Raw genomic sequence first — 23,273 nt, 5'->3', positions numbered from 1 at the left:
TTTTTCGCAAAAATAAGCTTTTTTTATTAGTAAAAGCTTTTTCAATTTAAGCTTTTAAATAAAAATTAATTTCAATAAAAAATAGTATTTTTAAATTTCAAATTACACATATTTTTGGATTTAGATATTCTCATAAAAACATTACCAAGTCAACCAGGTGTTTATCAGTATTATGATAAGAATGGCACAATTTTATATATAGGAAAAGCTAAAAATTTAAAAAAAAGAGTTGCTTCTTATTTTACAAAAAATCACGAGTACGGAAAAACAAAAGTATTGGTTAAAAAAATTACCGATATCAAACATATTGTTGTTAATACTGAAACAGATGCATTATTATTAGAAAACAATTTAATAAAAAAATACCAACCTCGTTACAATGTAATGTTGAAGGATGATAAAACTTACCCTTGGATTTGCATTAAAAAAGAGCGTTTTCCTAGAGTTTTTTTAACGCGAAATGTTATTAAAGATGGTTCAGAATATTACGGTCCTTATACTTCAGTAAGAACTGCAAAGGCTTTATTAGATTTAATTAAAGAATTGTACCATTTAAGGTCTTGTAATTTTGATTTGAGTGAAAAAAATATACAAGATCAAAAGTATAAAGTGTGTTTGGATTATCATATTGGTAACTGTAAAGGGCCTTGTGAAGGTTACCAAACGGAAGAAAATTATAACAACGATATTGTTGCTATTAGAAATATAATTAAAGGAAACTTTAAAGATTCTTTAAAATCTTTTCAAGATTTGATGTTACATTTTGCAGCAGAAATGGAATTTGAAGAAGCTCAAAAAATTAAAGAAAAGATTGACTTATTAGCTAATTATCAAGCAAAATCAACAGTAGTTAATCCTTCAATAACTAATGTTGATGTTTTCTCTATTGTTTCAGATGAAAGTTATAGCTATGTAAATTTTTTCAAAATTTCAAACGGAGCTATTATTCAATCACATACTACAGAAATAAAGAAAAAATTAAACGAAACAGATAAGGAATTATTAGAATTAGCAATTTTTGAAATTAGACAGCGTTTTAACTCTCAATCAGTAGAAATTTACGTGCCATTTAAAGTAGATTTAGGCGAAAACATAAAAGTAACCATCCCTAAACTTGGAGATAAAAAGCGAATTGTAGAGTTGAGTTTAAGAAATGCAAAATATTATAGGCAAGAGCGTTTTAAACAAATTAAAATTGTGGATCCAGATAGACATGTGAATCGTTTAATGGCGCAAATGAAAAAAGATCTGCGTTTAAGTGAAGAACCACGCCATATAGAATGTTTTGATAATTCTAACATACAAGGCACCAACCCAGTTGCGGCTTGTGTAGTTTTCAAAGATGGAAAACCAAGTAAAAATGAATATCGACATTTTAATATTAAAACAGTAGATGGTCCAGACGATTTTGCATCTATGGAAGAAGTAGTTTTTAGACGTTACAAACGTTTGCAAGATGAAGGTGAAAAACTGCCACAATTAATTGTAATTGATGGAGGCAAAGGACAATTGTCTTCTGCATTAAAAAGTTTAGATATTTTGGGGCTAAGAAATAAAATTGCAATCATTGGTATTGCTAAACGGTTAGAAGAAATCTATTATCCGGAAGATCCAATTCCGTTGTATTTAGATAAAAAGTCGGAAAGTTTAAAAATAATTCAGCAATTAAGAAATGAAGCCCATAGGTTTGGAATTACCCATCATAGAAATAAAAGAAGCAAAAGTGCAATAACTAATGAATTAGAAAATATTACTGGCATTGGTAAACAAACAGTTGTATCTTTATTAAGACATTTTAGATCTGTAAAAAGAGTTAGTTTAGCTTCTTTTGAAGAGTTGGAAAGCATTATAGGAAAAGCTAAAGCAGAAAAAATAATCACATATTATAAACAAAAACAATCAAAGTGAAAAAAACAATAATTTTAACTTTTCTTTTAATTGTTTCTGTTGGTTTTTCACAAGAAATTTCCAAACAGAAGAAAGATGTTAAAGTTGGACTAGTACTAAGTGGGGGTGGAGCCAAAGGATTTGCCCATGTTTCTGTCCTAAAAGTGCTAGAAGAAGCTGGGGTGAGAGTAGATTATATTGGAGGAACAAGCATGGGAGCTATTATTGGAGCCTTATATGCCTCGGGTTACAATGCTACACAACTTGATTCTATCATAAGAAGTATTGATTTTGAAAAAATACTCTCTGATGATTTACCTCGAAAATCAAAACCTTTTTATGAAAAAGAGATTGGCGAAAAATACGCCCTTACATTACCTATTATAAATAAAAAAATAGGCATTCCAAGAGCCTTAACAGGAGGGCAAAATGTTTTAAACTTATTAACTCAATTAACACAACATGTAAATAATATTAATGATTTTAGTAAATTACCAATACCTTTTTTATGCATAGCTACTAACCTAGAAACTGGAAATCAAGAAATACTTAAATCTGGATTTTTACCAGAAGCAGTTAGAGCCAGTGGTTCATTTCCAACCTTACTAACACCAGTAGAAATCGATGGAAAATTACTGACAGATGGAGGAATTGTAAACAATTTTCCAGTTGATGAAGTAATTGATATGGGAGCAGATATTATTATTGGAGTAGATATTCAAAGCGGTTTAAACTCTAAAAATGAGCTGGATTCTGCAGTCAAAATTTTAAATCAAATTGTAGGCTTTCAAATGTACAATACCTTAAATTCAAAACATAAAAAAGTGGATTTAATTATTAAACCTAATATGGAAGAGTATAATGTAGTTTCATTTGATAAAGTGAACGAAATTATGGAGGAAGGTGAAAGAGCAGCTCGAGAAAAATATAGTGAGTTTTCAGATATTAGTAAAAGTCAGTTAAGCGCTCAAACTCAAAAAGTAAATACAAAACAAATCCAACAATTACATATAGAAAAAATTGAAATTGAAGGAAATAAAAACTATACAAGAGCTTATATTTTAGGAAAACTTAATTTAAGAAAAAGAGATACAACTAGTTATAAAAAATTAATTGAAAGTATTAATAATTTAACTTCAACAGGAAATTTTGAAAATATTCAATATAGAATTGTTGATGGTGACCATGGTAGTATTGTAAAATTTAAAGTTAAAGAAAATAGAATCTCAAATTTTTTAAAATTAGGAGTACATTTTGATGATTTATACAAAACAGGAATTATTCTTAATTCAACAGCCAAACATATTTTTTATAAGAATGACGTTGTTTCAGCAGATTTAATTTTGGGAGATAATGTGCGTTATAATTTCGATTATTTTGTAGACAATGGTTTTTATACCAGTTTTGGGCTGAAATCTAGATATAGTAGCTTTAATTCAAATGTAAAATTTGATGAAGCCAATGTTAATAAAATTAATTTAGTATATGAAGATTTTACAAATCAGTTATATTTTCAAACCGTATTTAGTAGAAAATTTGCTATTGGAATTGGAGGAGAGTATAAAAGAATAAAAGCATTTACTGAAACAATAACATCACTAGAAAATAATATTTTTGCTGAAAATAAAGGGAGATTGTATTTTGACAGATCAAATTATTTTAACCTATTCTCTTATTTAAAAATAGATACGTATAACAAAAATTATTTTCAAAAGAAAGGAGCATATTTAAATACTGAATTTAAATGGTATGGAAGTTCTTCGGATTATAATAATGATTTTTCCTCCTTTTTTCAATTAAAAGGAAAAATTGGTTTGGCACATACATTTTTTAATAAATTAACTGCCCATTTTCAATCTGAAGCAGGTATCACAATTGGAAGCAATGGGAATAGAGCTCTAGACTATAATTTAGGAGGTTATGGTGAAAATTATATAAATAATTTCATTCCTTTTTATGGGTACGATTTGGCTCAATTAAATGAAAATTCATTTTTAAAATCAAGTATGACTTTTAGGTATGAATTTTTACCAAAAAATTATTTATCAACAACAGCAAATTATGCCAGAGTTGAAAAAGATATTTTTAATGAAGGAAGAATTTTTGAGAATACAAAATCTGGATATATGGTAGGTTATGGTTTGGATACTTTTATAGGCCCTGTAGAAATAAATTATGCTTGGTCACCAGACCATAATGAAAAATATTGGTATTTTAATGTTGGGTTTTGGTTTTAACTTGTAAAAAAAGTCCTGCGTTTATAGCAGGACTTTTTTGATATTGTGAATGCCTTATTCAATAATTTCACCATTATTATTAGTGAAATTGTATTTTAAATATTGGTAAGCATCTCTAGGTAAAATTTTGATCCACTTTTTATATTTCATAAACCATCTTTGTTGTATAGATGGTATTCCTTGTTTTAGATATGCAGCAATAAAAGGATGTACATTTAATAGTATCTTTTGATGCTTTTTTGAAGAAATAATTTTATCAAGCCCAATTTCAATTTTATCTAACAAAACAATTGGAGCTTCTACTTCACCTTTACCACTTGGATTGGATTCTTGTGTTTTTATAACCAATTCTGGTCGTACTCTTTGTCTTGTTATTTGAACTAGTCCAAATTTACTTGGTGGTAATATTTTGTGTTTTGTTCTATCAAATGCCATTTCAGCTTTTAAATGATCATAGAGTTTTTGTCTATGTTCAGCTGTATGCATATCAATAAAATCAACAACTATAATTCCTCCCATATCTCTTAATTGTAATTGGCGAGCAATTTCTGATGCTGCAATTAAATTAACTTCCAAAGCTGTATCTGCTTGAGAAGTAGCCTTGTTTGAACGGTTTCCGCTGTTTACATCTATTACGTGTAATGCTTCAGTATGTTCAATTACTAAATAAGCTCCTTTACTCATAGAAACTGTTTTGCCAAATGATGTTTTTATTTGACGTTCAATTCCATACTTTTCAAAAATTGGAAGCTTTGAGTTATATAAACTTACAATAGCCTCTTTGTTAGGAGCTATTTCTTGTAAGTATTCTTTAATTTCTAAAAAAAGGGTTTCGTCATTGGTAACAATACTTGTAAAAGAATCGTTAAACAGATCTCGTAGAATTGAGGATGCTCTGTTTAATTCACTTAGTACTTTTACGGGTGTTTGTTGTGTTTTTACGCTTCGTATTTTTTTACACATAACTACCCATCTTTCTAAAGAATTTTGTAAATCTTTATCTAAATCTGCCACTTTTTTGTTTTCAGCAACAGTTCTTACAATAACTCCAAAACCTTTAGGTTTAATGCTTTTAATTAGTCTTTTTAATCGTTCTTTTTCTTCAGGATCCATTATTTTTTGTGATACGGAAACACGATCAGAAAAAGGAACTAAAACTAAATATCTACCAGCAATTGAAATTTCAGAACTCATACGAGGTCCTTTGGTAGAAATAGGCTCTTTTACAATTTGTACTAATAAATTTTGACCTGATTTTAAGGTATCAACTATACTTCCATTTTTATCAATGTCTTTTTCTAGTTGAAAGTTTTTTAAAGTGTAATCTTTAATTTTACCTGTGCTAACACCTTTTATAAATTTATTTAAAGATTTTAATTGTGCTCCTAAATCATGATAATGTAAAAAACCATCTTTTTCGTAACCTACATTAACAAATGAGGCGTTTAATCCAGATAGTACTTTTCCAATTTTTGCTAAAAAAATATCTCCAACGGAGAATTTGTTACCCGTTGTTTCATTATTTAAGGCAGTTAATCTACCATCTTTTAATAAGGCAAAATCAATATCAGAGGAGGTTGATCTTATAATTAATTCTGTTTTCACTCTGTATTGGTTTTATGTTCAAATATTTAAATTTGAACTATTTATAATAAGTTTGTACAGGAAAATACCCAACAATATTTGCGTATAAGCAAATATTTATTTCAATGAACTTTTAAAATTTAAAGAAAAAGTAAGCTCAGCTTACTTTTTCTTTTTATGTCTATTAGCTCTAGCTCTTTTTTTACGTTTGTGCGTAGAGATTTTAGCTCTTTTTCTTTTTTTACCACTTGGCATAATAAAATGTTATTTATGTTAATAAATTGTTTGTTACCTTACTCAACAATTACCTTACTTTTTACACCTTCAACAAAAACTTTTGCTGGTTTAAATGCAGGTATGTTGTGAGCTGGTATTTTAATTGTTGTATTTTTTGAAATGTTTCTTCCAGTTTTTTCAGCTCTAGTTTTAATGATAAAACTTCCAAAACCTCTTAAATAAACATTATCTCCTTTTTCTAAAGAATCTTTTACCTCTTCCATAAACGCTTCAACAGTTGCTAAAACATCTGCTTTTTCTATTCCAGATTTATCCGAAATATTCGATACGATTTCTGCTTTCGTCATTTTTATTATAGTTAAATATGTTATTATAAAATTAAGACGGCAAATATAGGATATATTAATCAAAATCAAAAAGTTAATTCATTAAAATTTAATCGATTAAATCATGTAATATTGTGTTTTCAAATAAAAAGAATGACGTTTTCTAATAAGCTAATACAGTGGTATTTATATAATAAAAGAGATTTGCCGTGGCGTTCAACTAAAAATCCTTACGCAATTTGGTTGTCTGAAATTATTCTACAACAAACTCGAGTTGATCAAGGAATGGCCTATTATTATAAGTTTCTTGAACATTTTCCAACGGTAAAAGATTTGGCTTTAGCTAGTGAAGAGCAAGTGTTAAAATTATGGCAAGGATTAGGTTATTATTCTAGAGCTAGAAATTTACATGTTTCTGCGAAGTATGTATATTATACTCTTAATGGGGTTTTCCCTTCAACGTATAACGAATTAATAAAACTTAAAGGTGTAGGCGATTATACAGCGTCTGCTATTGCCTCTATATGTTTTAATGAAACAACTGCTGTGGTTGATGGAAATGTTTATCGTGTACTTGCTAGGTATTTTGGGATAGACACACCAATTAATTCAACAAAAGGAATTAAAGAATTTAAAAGTGTAGCACAGGAGCTAATTTCGGTTAACGATCCAGGAACCCATAATCAAGCTGTTATGGAATTTGGAGCTCGTTTGTGTAAGCCTCAAAATCCATTTTGCTCATCTTGTCCTTTAAATGAAAGTTGTGCGGCTTTTGAAAAAAAATTAATTAAAAACTTACCTGTAAAAGAGAAAAAAATAAAGATTAAAAAAAAGTACTTCAATTATATTGTTATTCAAACAATAAATAATAAAACCTTTCTTGAAAAGAGAGAAGAGGGAATTTGGTTAAATATGTATCAATTTCCTTTAATAGAAACTTCTAAAATAATTAATGAGCAACAATTTATAGCACACCAAAAATTTTCAGAAATTTTCACAACAACCAAAGTGTCTGTTAAGCTTTTTAATAATGAGCCTATTGTTCATAAATTGTCACATCAACATATTTATGCTAAGTTTTGGATAGTTAAAACAACAAGTTTAAAAATGGCTGTTTTAGATTGGAATGAGGTAGAAAAGCTTCCAGTTCCAAAACTGATAGATAATTTTTTAAACCAGTTTAATAACAACTAAATTTTTAGTACTTTTGACTTAAAATAAAAACCAATAACATGGCAGGAACTATAAACAAAGTAATACTAATTGGACATCTTGGTGATGAAGTAAAGATGCATTATTTTGAAGGTGGTAATGCTATTGGTCGTTTTCCTTTAGCTACAAATGAAACCTATACAAATAAACAAACAGGAGAAAAAGTTACTACTACAGAGTGGCATAATATTGTAGTGAGAAATAAATTGGCCGAAATTTGTGAAAAGTACTTAAGTAAAGGAGATAAAGTATATTGCGAAGGTCGTATTAAAACGCGTCAATGGGAAGGTGAAGATGGAACTAAAAGATATACTACAGAAATTCATGTGGTGGATATGACATTTTTAACAACTAAAAATGAATTAAGTAGTCCAACACAACAAAATACTGCTTCAAAACAGGTTTTACCTGAAAAAAATGATACTTCAACAACAACAGTTGAAGATGATGATTTACCATTTTAAGTTTAACTAAATTGAAATTAATTGGATCCTGAACCCACGATTTTATTTATTTTATTAACTGAAACTGTTAATTATTGGTTTCATTTAAGCATAATTGTACTATTTTTATTACTGTCCTTTTCAGCTCTAATTTCTGGAGCAGAAGTTGCTTTTTTCTCATTATCAATACCTGAATTGAATAAAGCGGCAGAATCACCTATTAGAAAAGAACAAAGAGTAGTTGAACTCTTACAAAATCCAAAAAAACTTTTAGCCACCATATTAATAGCTAATAATTTTATTAATATTCTAATTGTTTTGATATTCGCATACATTGGAGAAATTGTATTTGCTCAACTAGAGCCACTTTTATTAAAGTTTTTAATAGAAGTTGTTTTAGTTACATTTTTAATATTGCTATTTGGCGAGGTTTTACCAAAAGTATATGCTAGCAGAAACTCTATAAAACTAGCAGGGTTTATGTCGTTACCTATTAAAATATTAAATATTTTACTTTCATTTGCCAGTGTTCCTTTAATGAGTTTAACAAATACAATTGAAAAAAAACTAGGAAAAAAACAATCGAGTTTATCTGTTGAAAAATTATCTCAAGCACTTGAACTAACCTCAAATGAGGCAACAACAAAAGAAGAACAAAAAATTTTAAAGGGTATAGTTAGTTTTGGAAATACAGAAACTGGACAAATAATGACTCCTCGTATCGATATTTTTGCACTTTCTTTAAAAGAGTCGTATCAAGAAGTTATTGCTAAAATTGTAGAAAAAGGCTTTTCTCGAAATCCAGTTTACGATGAAAATGTAGATGAGATTATAGGTGTATTGTATGCCAAAGATTTACTACCACACTTGAATAAAACAGATTTTAATTGGCAAAAAATTATTAGAGAACCTTATTTTGTTCCAGAAAATAAAAAATTAGACGATTTGTTAAGTGAATTTCAGGAAATGAAAAACCATTTAGCAATTGTAGTTGATGAATACGGAGGAACAAGCGGAATTGTAACTTTAGAAGATGTTATTGAAGAAATTGTTGGAGATATTAACGATGAGTTTGATGATGACGATATTTTGTATTCAAAATTAGATACTAATAATTATTTATTTGATGGAAAAACGAATTTAAAGGATTTTTATAAAATTCTTGAAATTGAAAATACGGATACATTTGATAAAAGTAAAGGTGAATCTGAAACAATAGCAGGATTTATTTTAGAAGTTCATGGAAAATTCCCTAAAAAAAGTGAAGTAATAACTTTCAATAACTTTTCGTTTACCATAGTATCTAAAGATAAAAAAAGAATTAAACAAGTTAAAGTTACAATTAAGAGGAAAGCATAATTTATGTTAAAAAAAGTAGGTATATTAGGGGTTATAACTTTGCTTATTGTTGCTTGTGGTAGTGAACCTTTACCAAAAAAAAAGCCCTATCTAACTTTAAAATACCCTTCTTCTACATATGTTAAAACGGCATCTAACTGTTTGTATAATTTTGAATATTTCATAAATGCAAATATCAACTTTCAAAATAATTGTTGGGCTAAAATTGAATATCCAAAATTAAAAGCAACAATACATATAACTTATAGATCTGTTAATAATAATTTAAATGAAATATTAAAAGAAGTAGAAAAGTTAACTTACGAGCATACAATTAAAGCAGATGCAATTCCTAGCGCTTTACCTTATGAAAATTATAAAAAGAAAGTATTTGCAAAACTTTACAATGTAGAAGGTAATGTAGCTTCAAACCTTCAGTTTATGGCAACAGATAGTGTAAAGCATGTATTAGCGGGCTCACTTTACTTTTATGCCAAACCAAATTACGATTCAATTGTACCAGCTATAAAGTATATTGAAAAGGACATTATACATTTAATTGAAACTATAGAGTGGAAAAATGACAACTAAAAAATACAAATACACAAAAACCATAAGATTTTGGTTATTAGTAGGCCTACTAATGTTAATTGGTCAAGTTGTAATTGGAGGAATTACGCGTTTAACTGGGTCAGGGCTTTCAATAACTCGTTGGGATATTATTACGGGTGTAATACCCCCTTTAAATGCTGAACAATGGCTTTATGAATTTAACCTCTATAAACAAACGCCACAATTTCATAAAATAAATTCTACATTTACGCTTCAAGAATTTAAATTTATTTATTTCTGGGAATTTTTTCATAGGCTATGGGTGAGAGCTTTAGGCTTTATTTTTTTAATTCCATTTATAATTTTTGTATTAAAAAAACAAATTGACTCGTATTTAATTAAACGATTGGGATTAGTTGTTTTATTAACTATAATAACAGCCTCTGCAGGTTGGATTATGGTAAAAAGCGGTTTGGTTGACAGACCTTGGGTTAATGCCTATAAACTAACTATCCATTTTATTTTAGCTTTATTAGTTATAACTGCAATGGTTAGAACCGTTGCAGATGTTTATTTGTTTGAAAGTGAAAATAAAGAATCTTCCTCAAAAATAGTCACTATAGTTATTGCTGTAACGTTTGTTCAAATGATATTTGCAGGACTAATGTCAGGTATGAAAGCAGGTCTTTATTATCCAAGTTGGCCTGATATGAATGGTGAATTTATTCCTTCAGTTTTAAAAGATGCAGAACATTGGACTTGGGGAAATATGATTAATTATGATGCCTATTTGTTTGCGCCAGCATTTGTCCAATTTACTCATAGAATGTTAGCGTATCTACTTTTAGGATTAACCGTTTATATGTTTATCTCATTAAAATCAAAAATTGAAATTAACAAAAGAAAATGGCTTAACTTTTCTATGTTACTTGTAGTTTTACAAATAGTATTGGGTATTTTAACCGTATTAAATGTAGCAGGAAAAATTCCTTTGTTTTTAGGCACAAGTCATCAGTTAGTAGGACTGTTATTTTTTATGAGCTTATTATTTTTAAACTATTCTTTAAGAAATAAACAAGCATAAAAAAACTCCGATACTAGTATCGGAGTTTTAAATATTTTAAAGAAAAGAATTATTGTTTTACTGTTTTTTTAACAGCTTCAACACCTTCTTCTACATCTTTTTTAACTTCTTCTGCACCTTCTTTAACTTCTTCAATAGTTTCTTTAACTGTAGTTTTTAAGCTATCAACTGTAACTTCAACTTCTTCTTTAACTTCTTCCATAGAGTTTTTTGCAGCTTCCACTTCAGTTTCAACAGCTTCTTTAACTTCTTTTTTCTCAGTTTCTTTACAAGAAATAGCAATAATGCTTACTAATACAATTGCTAATAAAAATTTAATTTGTTTCATTTTAGATTGATTTTTAATATTCTTGCAAAGTAACGACAAAATATTTTTAAATGTGAAAGAATTTATTTAGTATTTTTTAAAACTTCGTTTAATTCTTGTGTTTTTGTTACAGAATATAAATCACCTCCTGCAATTCCAGTTATTTTAGCAACAATTGCTTCCTTGTCAGTTTTATTAGCATCAAAAGTAAATTGCCCTTTTTTAGTTTCAAAATTAACTTTAGAATACGTAACACCTTCAAATTTCGATAATTTAGATTCAATGGTTTTAGCACAGCCAATTTCACAGGTCATTCCTTCAATATCTACTACTATACTTTTATAATTAGCAGCAACTTCAGGTTTTTCAATATTAACTTCATTAGTTGTAGTTTCTTTTTTGGTTTCATTACAAGAAAAAGTAAAAACAACAAATAGAATAACTATTAATTTTTTCATAAAATGTTATATTTTAAATATTTGAACAAAAATAAACACTAATAATTTTAATTCCGAATTTTTATCCGAATTTTGCATTTTATTAACAGCGATGAAAAATAAAGACTTACGTTGGGTTTATTTATTAATACTTTCCATAATTTGGGGAAGCTCATTTATATTAATGAAAAAAGCTTTAATTGGTTTAACTCCAATTCAAGTAGGTGCATTAAGAATATTAATAACGGCTTTTTTTCTATTACTAATTTGGCATCGAAAAATTTTTAAAATTCAAAAAAGACATTGGTATTACCTAACTTTAAATGGTTTTTTAGGAACCTTTTTTCCTGCATTTTTATTTGCTTATGCAATTCAAAAAATAGATAGTTCTATAGCTTCAATTTTAAATAGTTTAACTCCTTTATTTACATTAATATTAGGAGCAATAGTGTTTGGTTTTAGCTTTAGAAAAAGGCAATTAATTGGGGTTTTAATTGGTTTAATTGGAACTGTGTTGTTAATTTTAAAGGGAGCAGAAATTAACCCTAATCAAGATTATTTTTATGCTGGATTTGTATTAATTTCATCTGTGGGATATGCTTTTAATGTTAATATTTTGAAAAAGTATTTGTATGAATTAGATGCCATTAGCATTACTGTTGCAAATTTCTTTTTATTAGTAATTCCCACATTAATTGTTTTATGGTTTACCAATTTTTTTACCACTTTTGAAATAAGTAGTAAAAGTATAACAGCGGTTTCTTACATAACAATATTAGCTGTTATTGGAACTGGTTTGGCAAAGATTATGTTTAATAAATTAATTCAAATATCAACTCCAATTTTTTCATCTTCGGTTACGTATTTAATTCCAATAGTTGCTATAACTTGGGGAATTTTGGACGGAGAGAAAATATCAGCAATTCAATTTTTCTCTGCATTTATAATTTTGTTAGGAGTGTATTTGGTGAATAAATCTAAATAAAAAAACACCTCAAATTTTGAGGCGTTTTTAACATTTATACTAGGTATAGTCAATTAATTATTGAAAATCACTTTCGGTAACACCTTCGTTTACTTTAGCATCAATTAAGTTAAATTCAACTGTTTGAGGGCCTAAGCTTCCTTTTTTTGTTGCAGGAAATTTAACACCATCAAATTCTTTATAATTACTAAAAGTAGCTTCTTGGTTTTGAGTTCTTCCTCCCATACTTACAGTTTGTACTTCTTTTACTTTTAAACCAGATACTATATCAAAATATATTGCAGTAGACACAATTTCACCTTTTGTAGAAATAACATAAGCGTCTTTTCCGTCAACTGGTTCAATACCTGTTAATTTAGAATTTTCATTTGCAAGTAGTCCCATTTCTAAAAACGTTCCTAAAGTATTGGTCATTTCTGAAGCCATATTTGCAGGTAAAGGCTGTTTATTCATAAAAACACCATCCTTTGTCATTACAACTTTAGCCATTACATTTCCTCCCATGCTAGTTTCATTTGCATAATGCGTTGCAGTTCTTTTTTCGGTTGTGATAATAGTGCTCCCCATAGCAGATGCTTCATAACTTACTAAAGTACTTTCCAATGCTTTTATTTTATCTACTCCACCAATAGCTTTAAAATAAGCATTAATTACTGTTTCTTTGGTAACCCCCGCTGGAATTGCTTTTTTCATTTCTGGTTTTTCAGTTGAATTAGCTTCTTTGTCAAAATAATTAATTTTGTAAGGTAGTTTTTCCAAATTTGGTAATACATCTAAAGCTTTTCCTACAATAACAATTCTTGCATTATCAGCACTAAAATATTTTTGAGCAACACGTTGAATATCATCGGTAGTTACAGCATTGATTTTTTGTAAGTAGGTTTCATAAAAATCGTCTGATAAATTTTTTGTAGCAATATTTAAAGCGTAATTAGCTACAGTAGAAGTTCTTTCTAATGCCATTACAAAATTACCAATATATGCAGCTTTTGCATTTTTAAGTTCTTCATCAGTTACCTTTGTAGTTCTAAATTTTTTAATTTCTGAAATAAATTCAACTACTGAGCTATCTGTTACCATGTTTCTAACAGTTGCAGAAGATTTAAATTTAGAAGCAGTTCTTTCGTTACTTCCGATGTTTGAATAAGCACCATAAGTGTAACCTTTGTCTTCTCGTAAATTTAAGAAAAGACGACCTTCACCACCTCCACCAAAAATTTTGTTAGCTAATAAAAGCGGAAAGTAATCTGGGTTACTCATTTTTAAATCTATGGTGTTAACTACAGCAATACTCGATTGTACTGCATTAGGCATATTTACAAAGTTTATTTCAGTGCTAAGAACATTTTTAACCTCAGGAATTGTGTATGCTGGAATTTCTCCTTTTTCCCATTTTCCAAAATTTTTCTTCACTAATTTTTTAACTTCTTTAAAATCTACATCACCAATAATTACTAGGTATCCATTAGATGGTTTAAAATACGTTTTGTAAAAATTTTTAACTTCATCAATAGTGATGTTTTTTGCAGTTTCTTCTGTAGCAAACTCTCCATATGGGTGGTTTTTTCCATAAACCAAGGCATTTTCTACTCTACTTGCAATTTCACCAACACTATTTTCGCCAGATTTTATGCCTTCAATTAATTGTGCTTGTTGTTTTTCAAATTCTTCTTGTGTAAATAACGGATTTTGAATAGCATCTGCCATTAGTTCTAAAATACGAGGAAAATATTTAGATAAAGTATTGAAATTTGCACTTTGACTTCCTACATTTAATGAAGCTCCTAAAAAATCTACTTCTTCAACAAAAGCATCTTTTGGAATGTTTGTAGTTCCGTTCCCCATCATTCCTCCTGTAATGCTTGTTAAACCAGCTTTATCATCTTCAAAAATTGGTCCATTGTCTAAAATTAAACTTGCAGTTACTTTTGGTAATTTATGATTTTCAACCACTAATACTTTTAACCCATTTTTTAGTTCAAAAGTTTGTGGTTTTCCTAAGTTAATTTTTGGAGCTGGTCCAGCCTTAGGTTGTTTTGTTCTATCAATTTGTGCTGTTACTCCTAAAGAAAGAAGAAACAAAGCAATTAGAGTTGTTATTTTTGTTTTCATTTGTTTTTTCATCTTTTATTGTTGTTCACTTTCTTTTTTAAGGTAATCCATTTCAACGCGTTGATTTTTGTTCAAATATTTATTGGCAACACGTTTAATATCTTCTCTAGTAATAGATCTGAAAATATTAATCTCGTCGTTAATTAAATTGGTATTGCCTTTAAGCATATAATTTCTAGCTAAGGTATTGGCAATATTTTCAACGCCAGAGTTAGAGTTTACAAATCTGTTTTCAAAAGTGTTTTGAAGTTTTTGGTATTCTTTTTCTGAAATTAATTCGGTTTGAAGTTTTGTTATTTCTTCATCCATTTCTTTTGCAATTTCATCTAATGAAGTTTCTCCTAAAGGCAATGCTCCCATAATGTATGTTCCATAATCTTCTTGAGAATCATTAAAAGCTAAAACTTGTAATGCTTTTTTGTTTTCAACTAATTTTTTATACATTCTAGAACTTTTTCCACTAGTTAAAATTGAAGAAACCATATCTAAAACATAAGCGTCTTTATCTTTGTTAGAAGGTGTTCTGAAAATAAATAATTTAATTGGTATTTGTATGTTAGAATCGTACTCAGTTACTTTTTTGGCTTTTACAGGTTGTTCTACAATATTTATTCTTTCAACTTTATCACCAGTTGGAATATCACCAAAATAATCTTCAATCATTTTTTTTGTTGGTTCAGTTTCAAAATCTCCAGCCACTACTAAAACGGCATTATTTGGTGCGTAAAACTTTTTATGAAAAGCAATAAACTCATTTAATTGGGCAGCATCTAAATCTTCCATACTACCAATAACAGAGTTTTTATAGGGATGTTTTTCAAAAATATGTTGATTGATGCCAGTTCTATAAATTATTTTACCATAAGGAGCATTGTCTATTCTTGCTCTTTTTTCTTCTTTAATTACTTCATTTTGAGTGTCAACACCATCTTGGTTGATTACAGGGTGAAGCATTCTTTCAGACTCTAACCACAAACCTAATTCTAAATTGTTTGATGGGAAAGTTTCATAATAATACGTTCTGTCTTGGGTAGTATTTGCATTGTTACTACCCCCATTTGCAGAAACGATTTTAAAAAATTCTCCTTTAGGAATGTTTTTAGTTCCTTCAAATAATAAATGTTCAAAAAAATGTGCAAACCCTGTTCTGCCTTTTACTTCATCTTTTGCTCCTACATGATACATTACTGAAGTAGTAACTACTGGGGCGGAGTTATCTTGGTGTAAAATAACATGTAAGCCGTTGCTTAAGTCGTATTCTTCAAATACCACTTTTTGAGCAAAAGTACTTACACTTAAAAGTAGCGCTAAAGTGCTTAAATAATAAATTTTTTTCATTGCTATTAATAATTTTGGTTAAATTAATCAATGCGTGTTTGACGCATCTTTGGTGTGCTTGTTACAATTTAAAATGAAATATTTGAAATAAGTTAAATTCATAGCAAAAATATAACGAACCAAAGTTAAAAACATTTTTTAAGTTTTTGTAGTTTGTCTTTAATATTAACATACTATTATGAAATTATAAAAGCTTATATAAGTTGCTATAAATGAGTTGTATTTATAGGACAAAATAGTTTTGTTGAATAAGAAAAAAGCTATATATTTGCACCCGCCTTAATTGAAAAAGGCGTTTAATTAATAAAAAGCGAATAAAAACAAAACTTATGTACGCAATTGTAGAAATAGCAGGGCAGCAGTTTAAAGTAGCAAAAGACCAAAAAGTATACGTGCACCGTTTACAAGAAGAAGAAGGAGCGAAAGTTTCTTTTGACAAAGTTCTTCTTTTAGATAATGAAGGAGCAGTAACAGTTGGCGCCCCAGCTATAGAAGGAGCCGAAGTAAAGGCTAAAATTTTAGGTCACTTAAAAGGTGATAAAGTAATCGTTTTCAAGAAAAAACGTAGAAAAGGATTTAGAAAAAAGAATGGTCACCGCCAATCTTTAACTGAAATTCAAATTGAAAGTATTGCAGCTAGTGGTGCAACAAAAAAAGCTACTACTAAAAAAGCAGCTCCAAAAGCTGAAAAAGTTGAAGCTCCAAAAGCAGATACTACTGTAGATTTAAATTCAATGACGGTTGCTGAATTAAAAGATTTAGCTAAAGAAAGAGGTTTAACAGGTTATACTTCTTTAAAGAAAGCTGAATTAATTGAGGCATTAACTAAATAAGAATCACAATTTTAAAACCATAACATCATGGCACATAAAAAAGGAGTAGGTAGTTCGAAGAACGGTAGAGAATCAGAATCGAAACGATTAGGAGTAAAAATATTTGGGGGGCAAGCAGCTATTGCAGGAAATATTATTGTACGCCAAAGAGGAACTCAACACCATCCTGGTGATAACGTTTATATGGGAAAAGATCACACATTACACGCAAAAGTTGATGGTGTGGTACAATTCCAAAAAAGAAAAGACAATAAATCTTACGTTTCTATTGATCCAATTGAGGCTTAATAAATAAGATTTATAAAAAATTTAAAACTCCCAAACTTATAAGTTTGGGAGTTTTTTTATGCTTATTTTATATCTTTGTATGTTTATGACTTTTTTATATAATATTATTGTACTTATTGTAAGTTTTATTCTAAAAATAATAGCGCTATTTAACCAAAAAATAGCTCTTTTTATTAATGGAAGAAAAGAAACATGGAAAAAAATAAAAGAAGGAATTTCAGAAAAAGATAAAGTTATTTGGATGCATTGTGCCTCGTTGGGCGAATTTGAACAAGGACGTCCAATACTTGAAAAACTAAAAGAATTGCATCCATCAAAAAAAATTGTACTTACATTTTTTTCGCCTTCAGGCTATGAAGTTCGTAAAAATTATGAGTTGGTTGATGTTGTTTGTTATTTGCCATTGGACTCCAAAAAAAATGTTCAGAAATTTTTAGATATGTTAAATCCAGTATTGGTGCTTTTTGTAAAGTATGAATTTTGGCCAAATTATTTAAATGAACTTAAAAAGAGAAAGATTAAAACTTTTTTGATATCTGGTATTTTTAGAAAAAATCAACTCTTTTTTAAATGGTATGGAGGGTATTTGAAAAAAGCCCTTAATGCATTTACTCATTTTTTTGTACAAGATGAAACCTCCAATCAATTGCTAAAAAGCATCAATTTTAATAATATAACTGTTAGTGGTGATACTCGTTTTGATCGCGTTTTTGAAATTACCCAACAAAATAATCACCTTCAATTTATACAAGAATTTGTTAACAATAGTTATACAGTTGTTGCAGGAAGTACTTGGAAAGATGATGAAGATTTATTAGTTAACTATATCAATACCAAAGCTTCCAAAAATGAAAAATTCATTATAGCACCTCACAATATTAATTCTGATGCAATTAAAGAATTAAAAGCTTCAATTCATAAAAAAGTAGTAATGTTTTCTGAAAAAGAGCATCAAAACATAGCAGAGTTTCAGGTTTTTATTGTTGATACTATTGGAATACTAACTAAAATATATAGCTATGCTAATGTTGCTTATGTTGGTGGAGGGTTTACCAAATCAGGTGTTCACAATGTGTTAGAGCCCGCAACATTTGGGATTCCAATTGTAATTGGGCCTAATTATTTCAAGTTTAATGAAGCGAAAGATTTGATTAAAAATGAGGCATGTTTTGTAGTAGATAATTCTCAAAAATTATCCGTACTTTTAAACGAGTTTTTTCAGCAAAAAACTAAAAGAGAACAAGCGGGTAAAAATGCGCTTAATTATGTTAAAAATAAAACAGGGGCTACGGCTAAAATTTTAAATTACTTACAATGATTAGAGAAAAACTAGAGAGCTATTATTCATTTGTTTTTGAAAAAGAGTTATTAGATGAGATTGAGCAAATTGGCGTGTATAAAAAACTTCGCGAAAATGAATTATTAGTTGATTTAGGTGATCAAATGAAAGGTGTCCCATTATTATTAGAAGGAGCTATTAAAATTGTTAGAGAAGATAAAAAAGGGGAGGAAATTTTATTGTATTTTTTAGAACGTGGAGACACTTGTGCAAGTTCTTTTGCGAGTGCAATTTCAAATGGAAAATGTGGTATTAGAGCTATTGCAGAAAAAGAATCTGAAATTATTTTTCTTCCAAAAGAAAAATTAGATGAATGGTTAGTAAAGTACAAATCGTGGAGAAATTTTGTGATTGATAGCTATAATGTTCGATTAAGTGAAATGATGGAGACTATCGATACACTAGCGTTTATGAGAATGGATGAACGTTTATATAAATATTTAACAGATAAAGCTCAAATACTTAGAGAAACATCTTTAAATACTACGCATCAAGACATTGCGTACGATTTACACACTTCTCGGGTTGTGGTTTCAAGATTGTTAAAACAACTTGAGAATGAAGGGAAAATTAAGTTGCTAAGGAATAAAATTGAAATTTTAGAATTTTAATTTATGTAACTAATGTTACATAGTAACATAATTTATAAAATACTTTTATAACACTAACTAATTAAATAAATTATGGAATTTATATCACAGCCTTGGCCCTGGTTTGTTGCAGGTCCAATAATTGCAGCTATCACATTTTTACTTTTTTATTTTGGGAAAAGATTTGGAGTGTCTTCAAATTTAGAGACACTTTGTTCTATTGCAGGCGCAGGAAGATTTACAGATTATTTTAAAATTGACTGGAAACAAAACACTTGGAATTTAATTTTTATAGCAGGAGCTATAGCAGGAGGTTTTATTGCAACGCATTGGTTTTCTCCTACTCAGATTGTTGAGTTAAATCCGCAAACCATTCAAGATTTATCTGAAATAGGAATTCAAAATGCTGGAGCAACATATTTACCCGATGAAATTTTTAGTATTGAGACTATGCTTTCTTTAAAAGGTTTTTTTATTTTAATAGTAGCAGGGTTTATGGTTGGATTTGGAGCACGTTGGGCAGGAGGATGTACCTCAGGTCATGCTATTGTAGGTTTAAGCAATTTAGAAATTCCTTCTCTAATTTCAGTGATTGGATTTTTTATTGGTGGTTTAATAATGACATGGTTAATTTTACCTTTAATATTTTAAATTATGAAATTTCTTAAGTTTTTTATAGTAGGGATCCTTTTTGGAATAGTAATGACCAAAGCAGAAATAATTTCATGGTATAGAATTTATGAAATGTTTAAATTTCAATCGTTTCATATGTATGGAATAATTGGTTCCGCTGTGGTTTTAGGAATGGTTAGTATGTTTTTATTTAGAAAAAACATGATTAAAACATTTGAAGGGCAAGAAATTCATGTAGCTCCTAAAAAAAGAGGAGTATATAGAAATTTATTAGGAGGTATTTTATTTGGATTAGGTTGGGCTTTAGCAGGTGCCTGTCCTGGTCCCATGTTTGTGTTAATAGGTAAAGGTGTAGTTTCAATACTTGTTGTTATTTTAGGATCTATTTTAGGAACATTTTGCTACGGTATGGTTAAAGATAAAATTCCTCATTAAAACGTCAATAAAGTGAAAATACAAGAAATTGTTTCAACCTATTTTTCTAGTACTTTTGAAAATAATCTTTTACAAGAAATTTCAACGTATGGAATTTTAAAAAATGCAGAACCAGATAAAATTATTTTAGAAGTAAGGCGTCATGTAGAGCTTATTCCACTTATTGTTACAGGAGTTGCAAAAGTAAAAAGAAGAGATGGAAAAGGGAACGGAATTTTTTTACATTACCTATCTTCAAAGCAAACAAGTGCTATTGCTTTAACATTTGCTGTAGAACGCAAAAAAAGTGAAATAAGAATTGAAACAGAAAGTAATGTAACTTACATAGCAATTCCATCAGAAGTAGTAAATTCGTGGTTTGTAAAGTACAGTTCTTGGCGGTCATTTTATTTTAAGTTAAATAGAGAACAAACCTCCTTTTTAATCGAAAAAATTAATGATATTGCATTTGAAAAACTGGAATATAGAATTGTAAAGTATTTAGAAACTACTAGTTTAGTGAATAATGATAATGTGGTTGAAAAAAAGCATTTTGATATTGCACGTGATTTAAAAGTCTCAAGAGAAGCAGTTTCTAGAATTTTAGAAAAACTAGAAAAAGAAGAAGTAGTGACCTTAGGTAGAAATAGAATAATACTCAATTAATGGAGTTAATAGATAAATTTGGTAGAAAAATATCTTATTTAAGATTGGCTGTTACAGATAGATGTAATTTGCGATGCCAATACTGTATGCCTGCTAAAGGAATAGATATTGTTGATAGAAAAGAACTGCTTTCCTACAAAGAGATGTATCGAATTATTAGAGTACTTTCTGAACTAGGTGTTGATAAAGTTCGTTTAACAGGAGGAGAACCTTTTGTTAGAAAAGATTTTGTAAATTTTTTAGATTCGTTATCTTTTAATGATAAATTAAAAGAAGTTAATATTACCACAAACGGTGCACTTATTTCAAATCATATTGAAAAATTAGAAGCATTAAAAATAAATTCCATCAATCTTAGTATTGATAGTTTACAAAAAGAAAAGTTTGCTAAAATAACTCGAAGGGATGTGTTTGATAATGTGTATGACACATTGTTAAAACTAGAAAAAAGCAACTTAAAACTAAAACTCAATATTGTGGTTCAATCTGGATTTAATACAGACGAAATTATTGATTTTGTAGAATTATCTAAAAATAAAGATATAGCCGTTCGATTTATTGAAGAAATGCCATTTAATGGAAAGGGACAAAGAACTATCAATGAAGTTTGGGATTTTAATGCAATTATAAATCATATAAAAGGAGCCTATAAAGAGATTGAGCCTGTTTTATCAAAAAAATCTTCAACATCACGAAATTACAAAATCCCAAATTATAAAGGTACTTTTGGAATCATTCCAGCATTTACACGTACTATTTGTAATGATTGTAATAGGATAAGGATTACTGCTACTGGAATGTTTAAAAACTGTTTATTTGATAACGGAGTTTTTAATGTTAGAGATTATATAAGGCAAGGCGCAAGTGATGATGAATTAAAGGCTTTGTTTATTACTACCGTACATCATAAACCAGAAAATGGTTTTGTAGCTGAGGCTTCTAGAGGAAATGATGTGTCAGAGAGCATGTCCACAATAGGAGGTTAAATGAAGAAAACACAGGTAAAAATTTGTTGTATAAGCAGTATTGAGGAAACCAATTTATGTTTTTTTAGTTGGAGGAATAAACCCATACAACGCAACAAAAACAATACAAAAAGTTCAATCTTATGGACTTGACTTGTGTAGTGGTGTTAGAACCAATGGAAAATTAGATGAAATTAAATTGACAGCCTTTTTTAATGCGATAAAACAATAAAAAGATGGAATTAACAACAGTAAAAGATGCCCTAACTATAATTTTAAATAATTCTGAAGAATTTGGAATTGAGGAAATTGAGTTTATGCATTCTGCTGGAAGAGTTTTAAAAGAAAATATTGTTGCTGATAGAGATTTTCCACCCTTTAATAGAGTAAGTATGGATGGAGTGGCATTTTCTTCAAAAGCATTTAATGAAGGAATTAGAAAATTTAAAATAGAAGGTATTCAAGCCGCGGGTAGTAAGCAATTAACTTTAAAAAATGAACATCACTGTATTGAAGCAATGACAGGAGCGATGCTTCCTAATAATACAGATGTTGTAATTCAATATGAATTGATAACCATTGAAAATGGTTTTGCAACCATAAATTTAGATACGGTAAAAAAATATCAAAATGTTCATTTAAAAGGTTTGGATAGAAAGAAAAATGATGTGTTAATTTCAAAAAACACTATAATTTCGGCTGCAGAAATTGGTGTTTTAGCAACGGTTGGAAAATCTAAAGTAAAAGTTGGAAAACAACCTAGAGTAATGATTGTTTCAACTGGGAATGAATTGGTAGAGGTAACTGAAACTCCAGCGGAACATCAAATAAGAAGGAGTAATGTTTATACCTTAGTTGCATTGTTAGAAAAGCTCAATATAAAAGCAGAAACTTCACATATTTTAGATGATAAAGATACACTTCAAACTAACATTCAATCTTTTTTAAAAGATAACGATGTATTGCTTTTTAGTGGTGCAGTTTCAAAAGGAAAGTTTGATTTTATTCCTGAAGTATTGGATAATTTAGGCGTAGAAAAATTATTTCATAAAGTGAAACAACGACCAGGAAAACCATTTTGGTTTGGAAAAAAAGGAGCTAAAACTGTTTTTGCTTTCCCTGGAAATCCTGTATCAACATTTGTAAGTTGTTTAAAGTATTTTTATCCTTGGTATAACAAATCAATAGGGCTAAATTTTGAAAGCAAACATGAAGCAATTTTAAATGAAGACTTTTATTTTAAGCCCAATTTAACTTATTTTTTACAGGTAAAATTGAATCAAGAAAACGGAAAATTATTGGCAACTCCAATTGCTGGAAAAGGCTCAGGAGATTTAGCGAATTTAATTGATTCCGATGCGTTTTTGGAATTGCCGCACAATCGCAGTAATTTTATCAAAGGAGAAGTTTTTCCTTTACTGACTTATAGATAAAAAAATGTTTTAAGCAGGTCTTAAAATTTGAAT

The 23,273-nt window shown here is 28.8% G+C and carries 24 protein-coding genes; 18 read left to right on the top strand and 6 right to left on the bottom strand.

The window, feature by feature from the left end; translation table 11 throughout:
• Positions 1-114: 114 nt before the first annotated feature.
• Together uvrC and ACFQZW_RS07390 are read left to right on the top strand one after the other, a co-directional pair.
• Positions 115-1,908, top strand: coding sequence for an excinuclease ABC subunit UvrC (uvrC, locus tag ACFQZW_RS07395; protein WP_386782100.1), 1,794 nt, complete (start codon positions 115-117; stop codon positions 1,906-1,908).
• On the top strand, positions 1,905-4,124 hold the full coding sequence (locus ACFQZW_RS07390) for a patatin-like phospholipase family protein (protein WP_386782098.1): 2,220 nt from the start codon (positions 1,905-1,907) through the stop codon (positions 4,122-4,124). Before uvrC ends, ACFQZW_RS07390 begins: the two co-directional genes overlap by 4 nt.
• A 54-nt stretch (positions 4,125-4,178) precedes the next feature.
• Here ACFQZW_RS07390 and ACFQZW_RS07385 read toward each other — a convergent pair whose 3' ends face one another.
• Together ACFQZW_RS07385 and ACFQZW_RS07380 are read right to left on the bottom strand one after the other, a co-directional pair.
• On the bottom strand, positions 4,179-5,729 hold the full coding sequence (locus ACFQZW_RS07385; RefSeq protein WP_298265760.1) for a ribonuclease E/G: 1,551 nt from the start codon (positions 5,727-5,729) through the stop codon (positions 4,179-4,181).
• A 272-nt stretch (positions 5,730-6,001) separates the two neighbouring features.
• On the bottom strand, positions 6,002-6,292 hold the full coding sequence (locus tag ACFQZW_RS07380; protein WP_298265762.1) for an HU family DNA-binding protein: 291 nt from the start codon (positions 6,290-6,292) through the stop codon (positions 6,002-6,004).
• Between the two features lie 132 nt (positions 6,293-6,424).
• On the opposite strand from ACFQZW_RS07380, the gene mutY reads away from it, so the two are divergent.
• From mutY to ACFQZW_RS07355, 5 genes are read left to right on the top strand one after another with little or no spacing between them, the layout of a single operon-like run.
• On the top strand, positions 6,425-7,465 hold the full coding sequence (mutY, locus tag ACFQZW_RS07375) for an A/G-specific adenine glycosylase (RefSeq protein ID WP_372801211.1): 1,041 nt from the start codon (positions 6,425-6,427) through the stop codon (positions 7,463-7,465).
• Positions 7,466-7,503: 38 nt separating this feature from the next.
• Positions 7,504-7,947, top strand: coding sequence for a single-stranded DNA-binding protein (locus tag ACFQZW_RS07370; protein ID WP_298265766.1), 444 nt, complete (start codon positions 7,504-7,506; stop codon positions 7,945-7,947).
• 21 nt (positions 7,948-7,968) lie between these two features.
• The gene (gene gldE, locus ACFQZW_RS07365) at positions 7,969-9,285 is read left to right on the top strand and encodes a gliding motility-associated protein GldE (protein WP_298265768.1); all 1,317 of its coding nucleotides are present in this window, start codon (positions 7,969-7,971) and stop codon (positions 9,283-9,285) included.
• Positions 9,286-9,288: 3 nt separating this feature from the next.
• Positions 9,289-9,855, top strand: a complete 567-nt coding sequence (gene gldD, locus ACFQZW_RS07360; RefSeq protein ID WP_298287834.1) for a gliding motility lipoprotein GldD — start codon at positions 9,289-9,291, stop codon at positions 9,853-9,855.
• Entirely contained in the window at positions 9,845-10,900 is a 1,056-nt protein-coding gene (locus ACFQZW_RS07355; protein WP_298265772.1) for a COX15/CtaA family protein, read from the top strand. The genes gldD and ACFQZW_RS07355 overlap by 11 nt, the downstream gene beginning before the upstream one ends.
• A gap of 49 nt (positions 10,901-10,949) precedes the next feature.
• On the opposite strand, the gene ACFQZW_RS07350 is transcribed toward ACFQZW_RS07355, so the two are convergent.
• Positions 10,950-11,228, bottom strand: coding sequence for a hypothetical protein (locus ACFQZW_RS07350; protein WP_386782092.1), 279 nt, complete (start codon positions 11,226-11,228; stop codon positions 10,950-10,952).
• A gap of 62 nt (positions 11,229-11,290) precedes the next feature.
• Positions 11,291-11,665: a cation transporter gene (locus ACFQZW_RS07345; protein ID WP_298265776.1), complete on the bottom strand. Its 375-nt coding sequence runs from the start codon at positions 11,663-11,665 to the stop codon at positions 11,291-11,293.
• Positions 11,666-11,756: 91 nt separating this feature from the next.
• On the opposite strand from ACFQZW_RS07345, the gene ACFQZW_RS07340 reads away from it, so the two are divergent.
• Entirely contained in the window at positions 11,757-12,629 is an 873-nt protein-coding gene (locus ACFQZW_RS07340) for a DMT family transporter (RefSeq protein WP_298265778.1), read from the top strand.
• A gap of 57 nt (positions 12,630-12,686) precedes the next feature.
• Here ACFQZW_RS07340 and ACFQZW_RS07335 read toward each other — a convergent pair whose 3' ends face one another.
• Both ACFQZW_RS07335 and ACFQZW_RS07330 read right to left on the bottom strand, forming a co-directional pair.
• Positions 12,687-14,741, bottom strand: coding sequence for a M16 family metallopeptidase (locus ACFQZW_RS07335; RefSeq protein ID WP_386782088.1), 2,055 nt, complete (start codon positions 14,739-14,741; stop codon positions 12,687-12,689).
• Between the two features lie 15 nt (positions 14,742-14,756).
• Positions 14,757-16,079, bottom strand: a complete 1,323-nt coding sequence (locus tag ACFQZW_RS07330) for a M16 family metallopeptidase (RefSeq protein WP_386782086.1) — start codon at positions 16,077-16,079, stop codon at positions 14,757-14,759.
• Positions 16,080-16,408: 329 nt separating this feature from the next.
• On the opposite strand from ACFQZW_RS07330, the gene rplU reads away from it, so the two are divergent.
• The 10 genes from rplU (at position 16,409) to ACFQZW_RS07280 (ending at position 23,240) form a co-directional block, all read left to right on the top strand.
• Positions 16,409-16,912 (top strand): 50S ribosomal protein L21, encoded by a 504-nt coding sequence (gene rplU, locus ACFQZW_RS07325; RefSeq protein ID WP_298265785.1) that lies wholly within the window; start codon positions 16,409-16,411, stop codon positions 16,910-16,912.
• Between the two features lie 27 nt (positions 16,913-16,939).
• The gene (gene rpmA, locus ACFQZW_RS07320) at positions 16,940-17,200 is read left to right on the top strand and encodes a 50S ribosomal protein L27 (RefSeq protein ID WP_298265787.1); all 261 of its coding nucleotides are present in this window, start codon (positions 16,940-16,942) and stop codon (positions 17,198-17,200) included.
• A gap of 85 nt (positions 17,201-17,285) precedes the next feature.
• A complete protein-coding gene (locus ACFQZW_RS07315) occupies positions 17,286-18,518 on the top strand; it encodes a 3-deoxy-D-manno-octulosonic acid transferase (protein ID WP_298265789.1) in 1,233 nt (410 codons plus the stop codon).
• Positions 18,515-19,150, top strand: coding sequence for a Crp/Fnr family transcriptional regulator (locus ACFQZW_RS07310; protein ID WP_298265791.1), 636 nt, complete (start codon positions 18,515-18,517; stop codon positions 19,148-19,150). Before ACFQZW_RS07315 ends, ACFQZW_RS07310 begins: the two co-directional genes overlap by 4 nt.
• A gap of 72 nt (positions 19,151-19,222) precedes the next feature.
• On the top strand, positions 19,223-19,780 hold the full coding sequence (locus tag ACFQZW_RS07305; RefSeq protein ID WP_298265793.1) for a YeeE/YedE family protein: 558 nt from the start codon (positions 19,223-19,225) through the stop codon (positions 19,778-19,780).
• Between the two features lie 3 nt (positions 19,781-19,783).
• Complete coding sequence (locus tag ACFQZW_RS07300) at positions 19,784-20,197, top strand: DUF6691 family protein (RefSeq protein ID WP_298265795.1); 414 nt, start codon at positions 19,784-19,786, stop codon at positions 20,195-20,197.
• A gap of 12 nt (positions 20,198-20,209) precedes the next feature.
• Complete coding sequence (locus ACFQZW_RS07295; protein WP_298265797.1) at positions 20,210-20,842, top strand: Crp/Fnr family transcriptional regulator; 633 nt, start codon at positions 20,210-20,212, stop codon at positions 20,840-20,842.
• Positions 20,842-21,828: a GTP 3',8-cyclase MoaA gene (gene moaA / locus ACFQZW_RS07290; protein ID WP_298265799.1), complete on the top strand. Its 987-nt coding sequence runs from the start codon at positions 20,842-20,844 to the stop codon at positions 21,826-21,828. The genes ACFQZW_RS07295 and moaA overlap by 1 nt, the downstream gene beginning before the upstream one ends.
• Before the next feature lie 40 nt (positions 21,829-21,868).
• Positions 21,869-22,039 carry a phosphoribosylanthranilate isomerase gene (gene trpF, locus ACFQZW_RS07285; protein WP_372802281.1) on the top strand — a complete coding sequence of 57 codons (171 nt, stop codon included), beginning with the start codon at positions 21,869-21,871 and terminating at the stop codon, positions 22,037-22,039.
• 4 nt (positions 22,040-22,043) lie between these two features.
• Positions 22,044-23,240: a molybdopterin molybdotransferase MoeA gene (locus ACFQZW_RS07280; RefSeq protein ID WP_298287864.1), complete on the top strand. Its 1,197-nt coding sequence runs from the start codon at positions 22,044-22,046 to the stop codon at positions 23,238-23,240.
• The last annotated feature ends 33 nt before the right edge of the window (positions 23,241-23,273 follow it).

This window comes from Lutibacter aestuarii (assembly GCF_042676885.1).
GTDB lineage: Bacteria > Bacteroidota > Bacteroidia > Flavobacteriales > Flavobacteriaceae > Lutibacter > Lutibacter aestuarii.
This window is presented reverse-complemented; position numbering and strand designations above follow the sequence as displayed.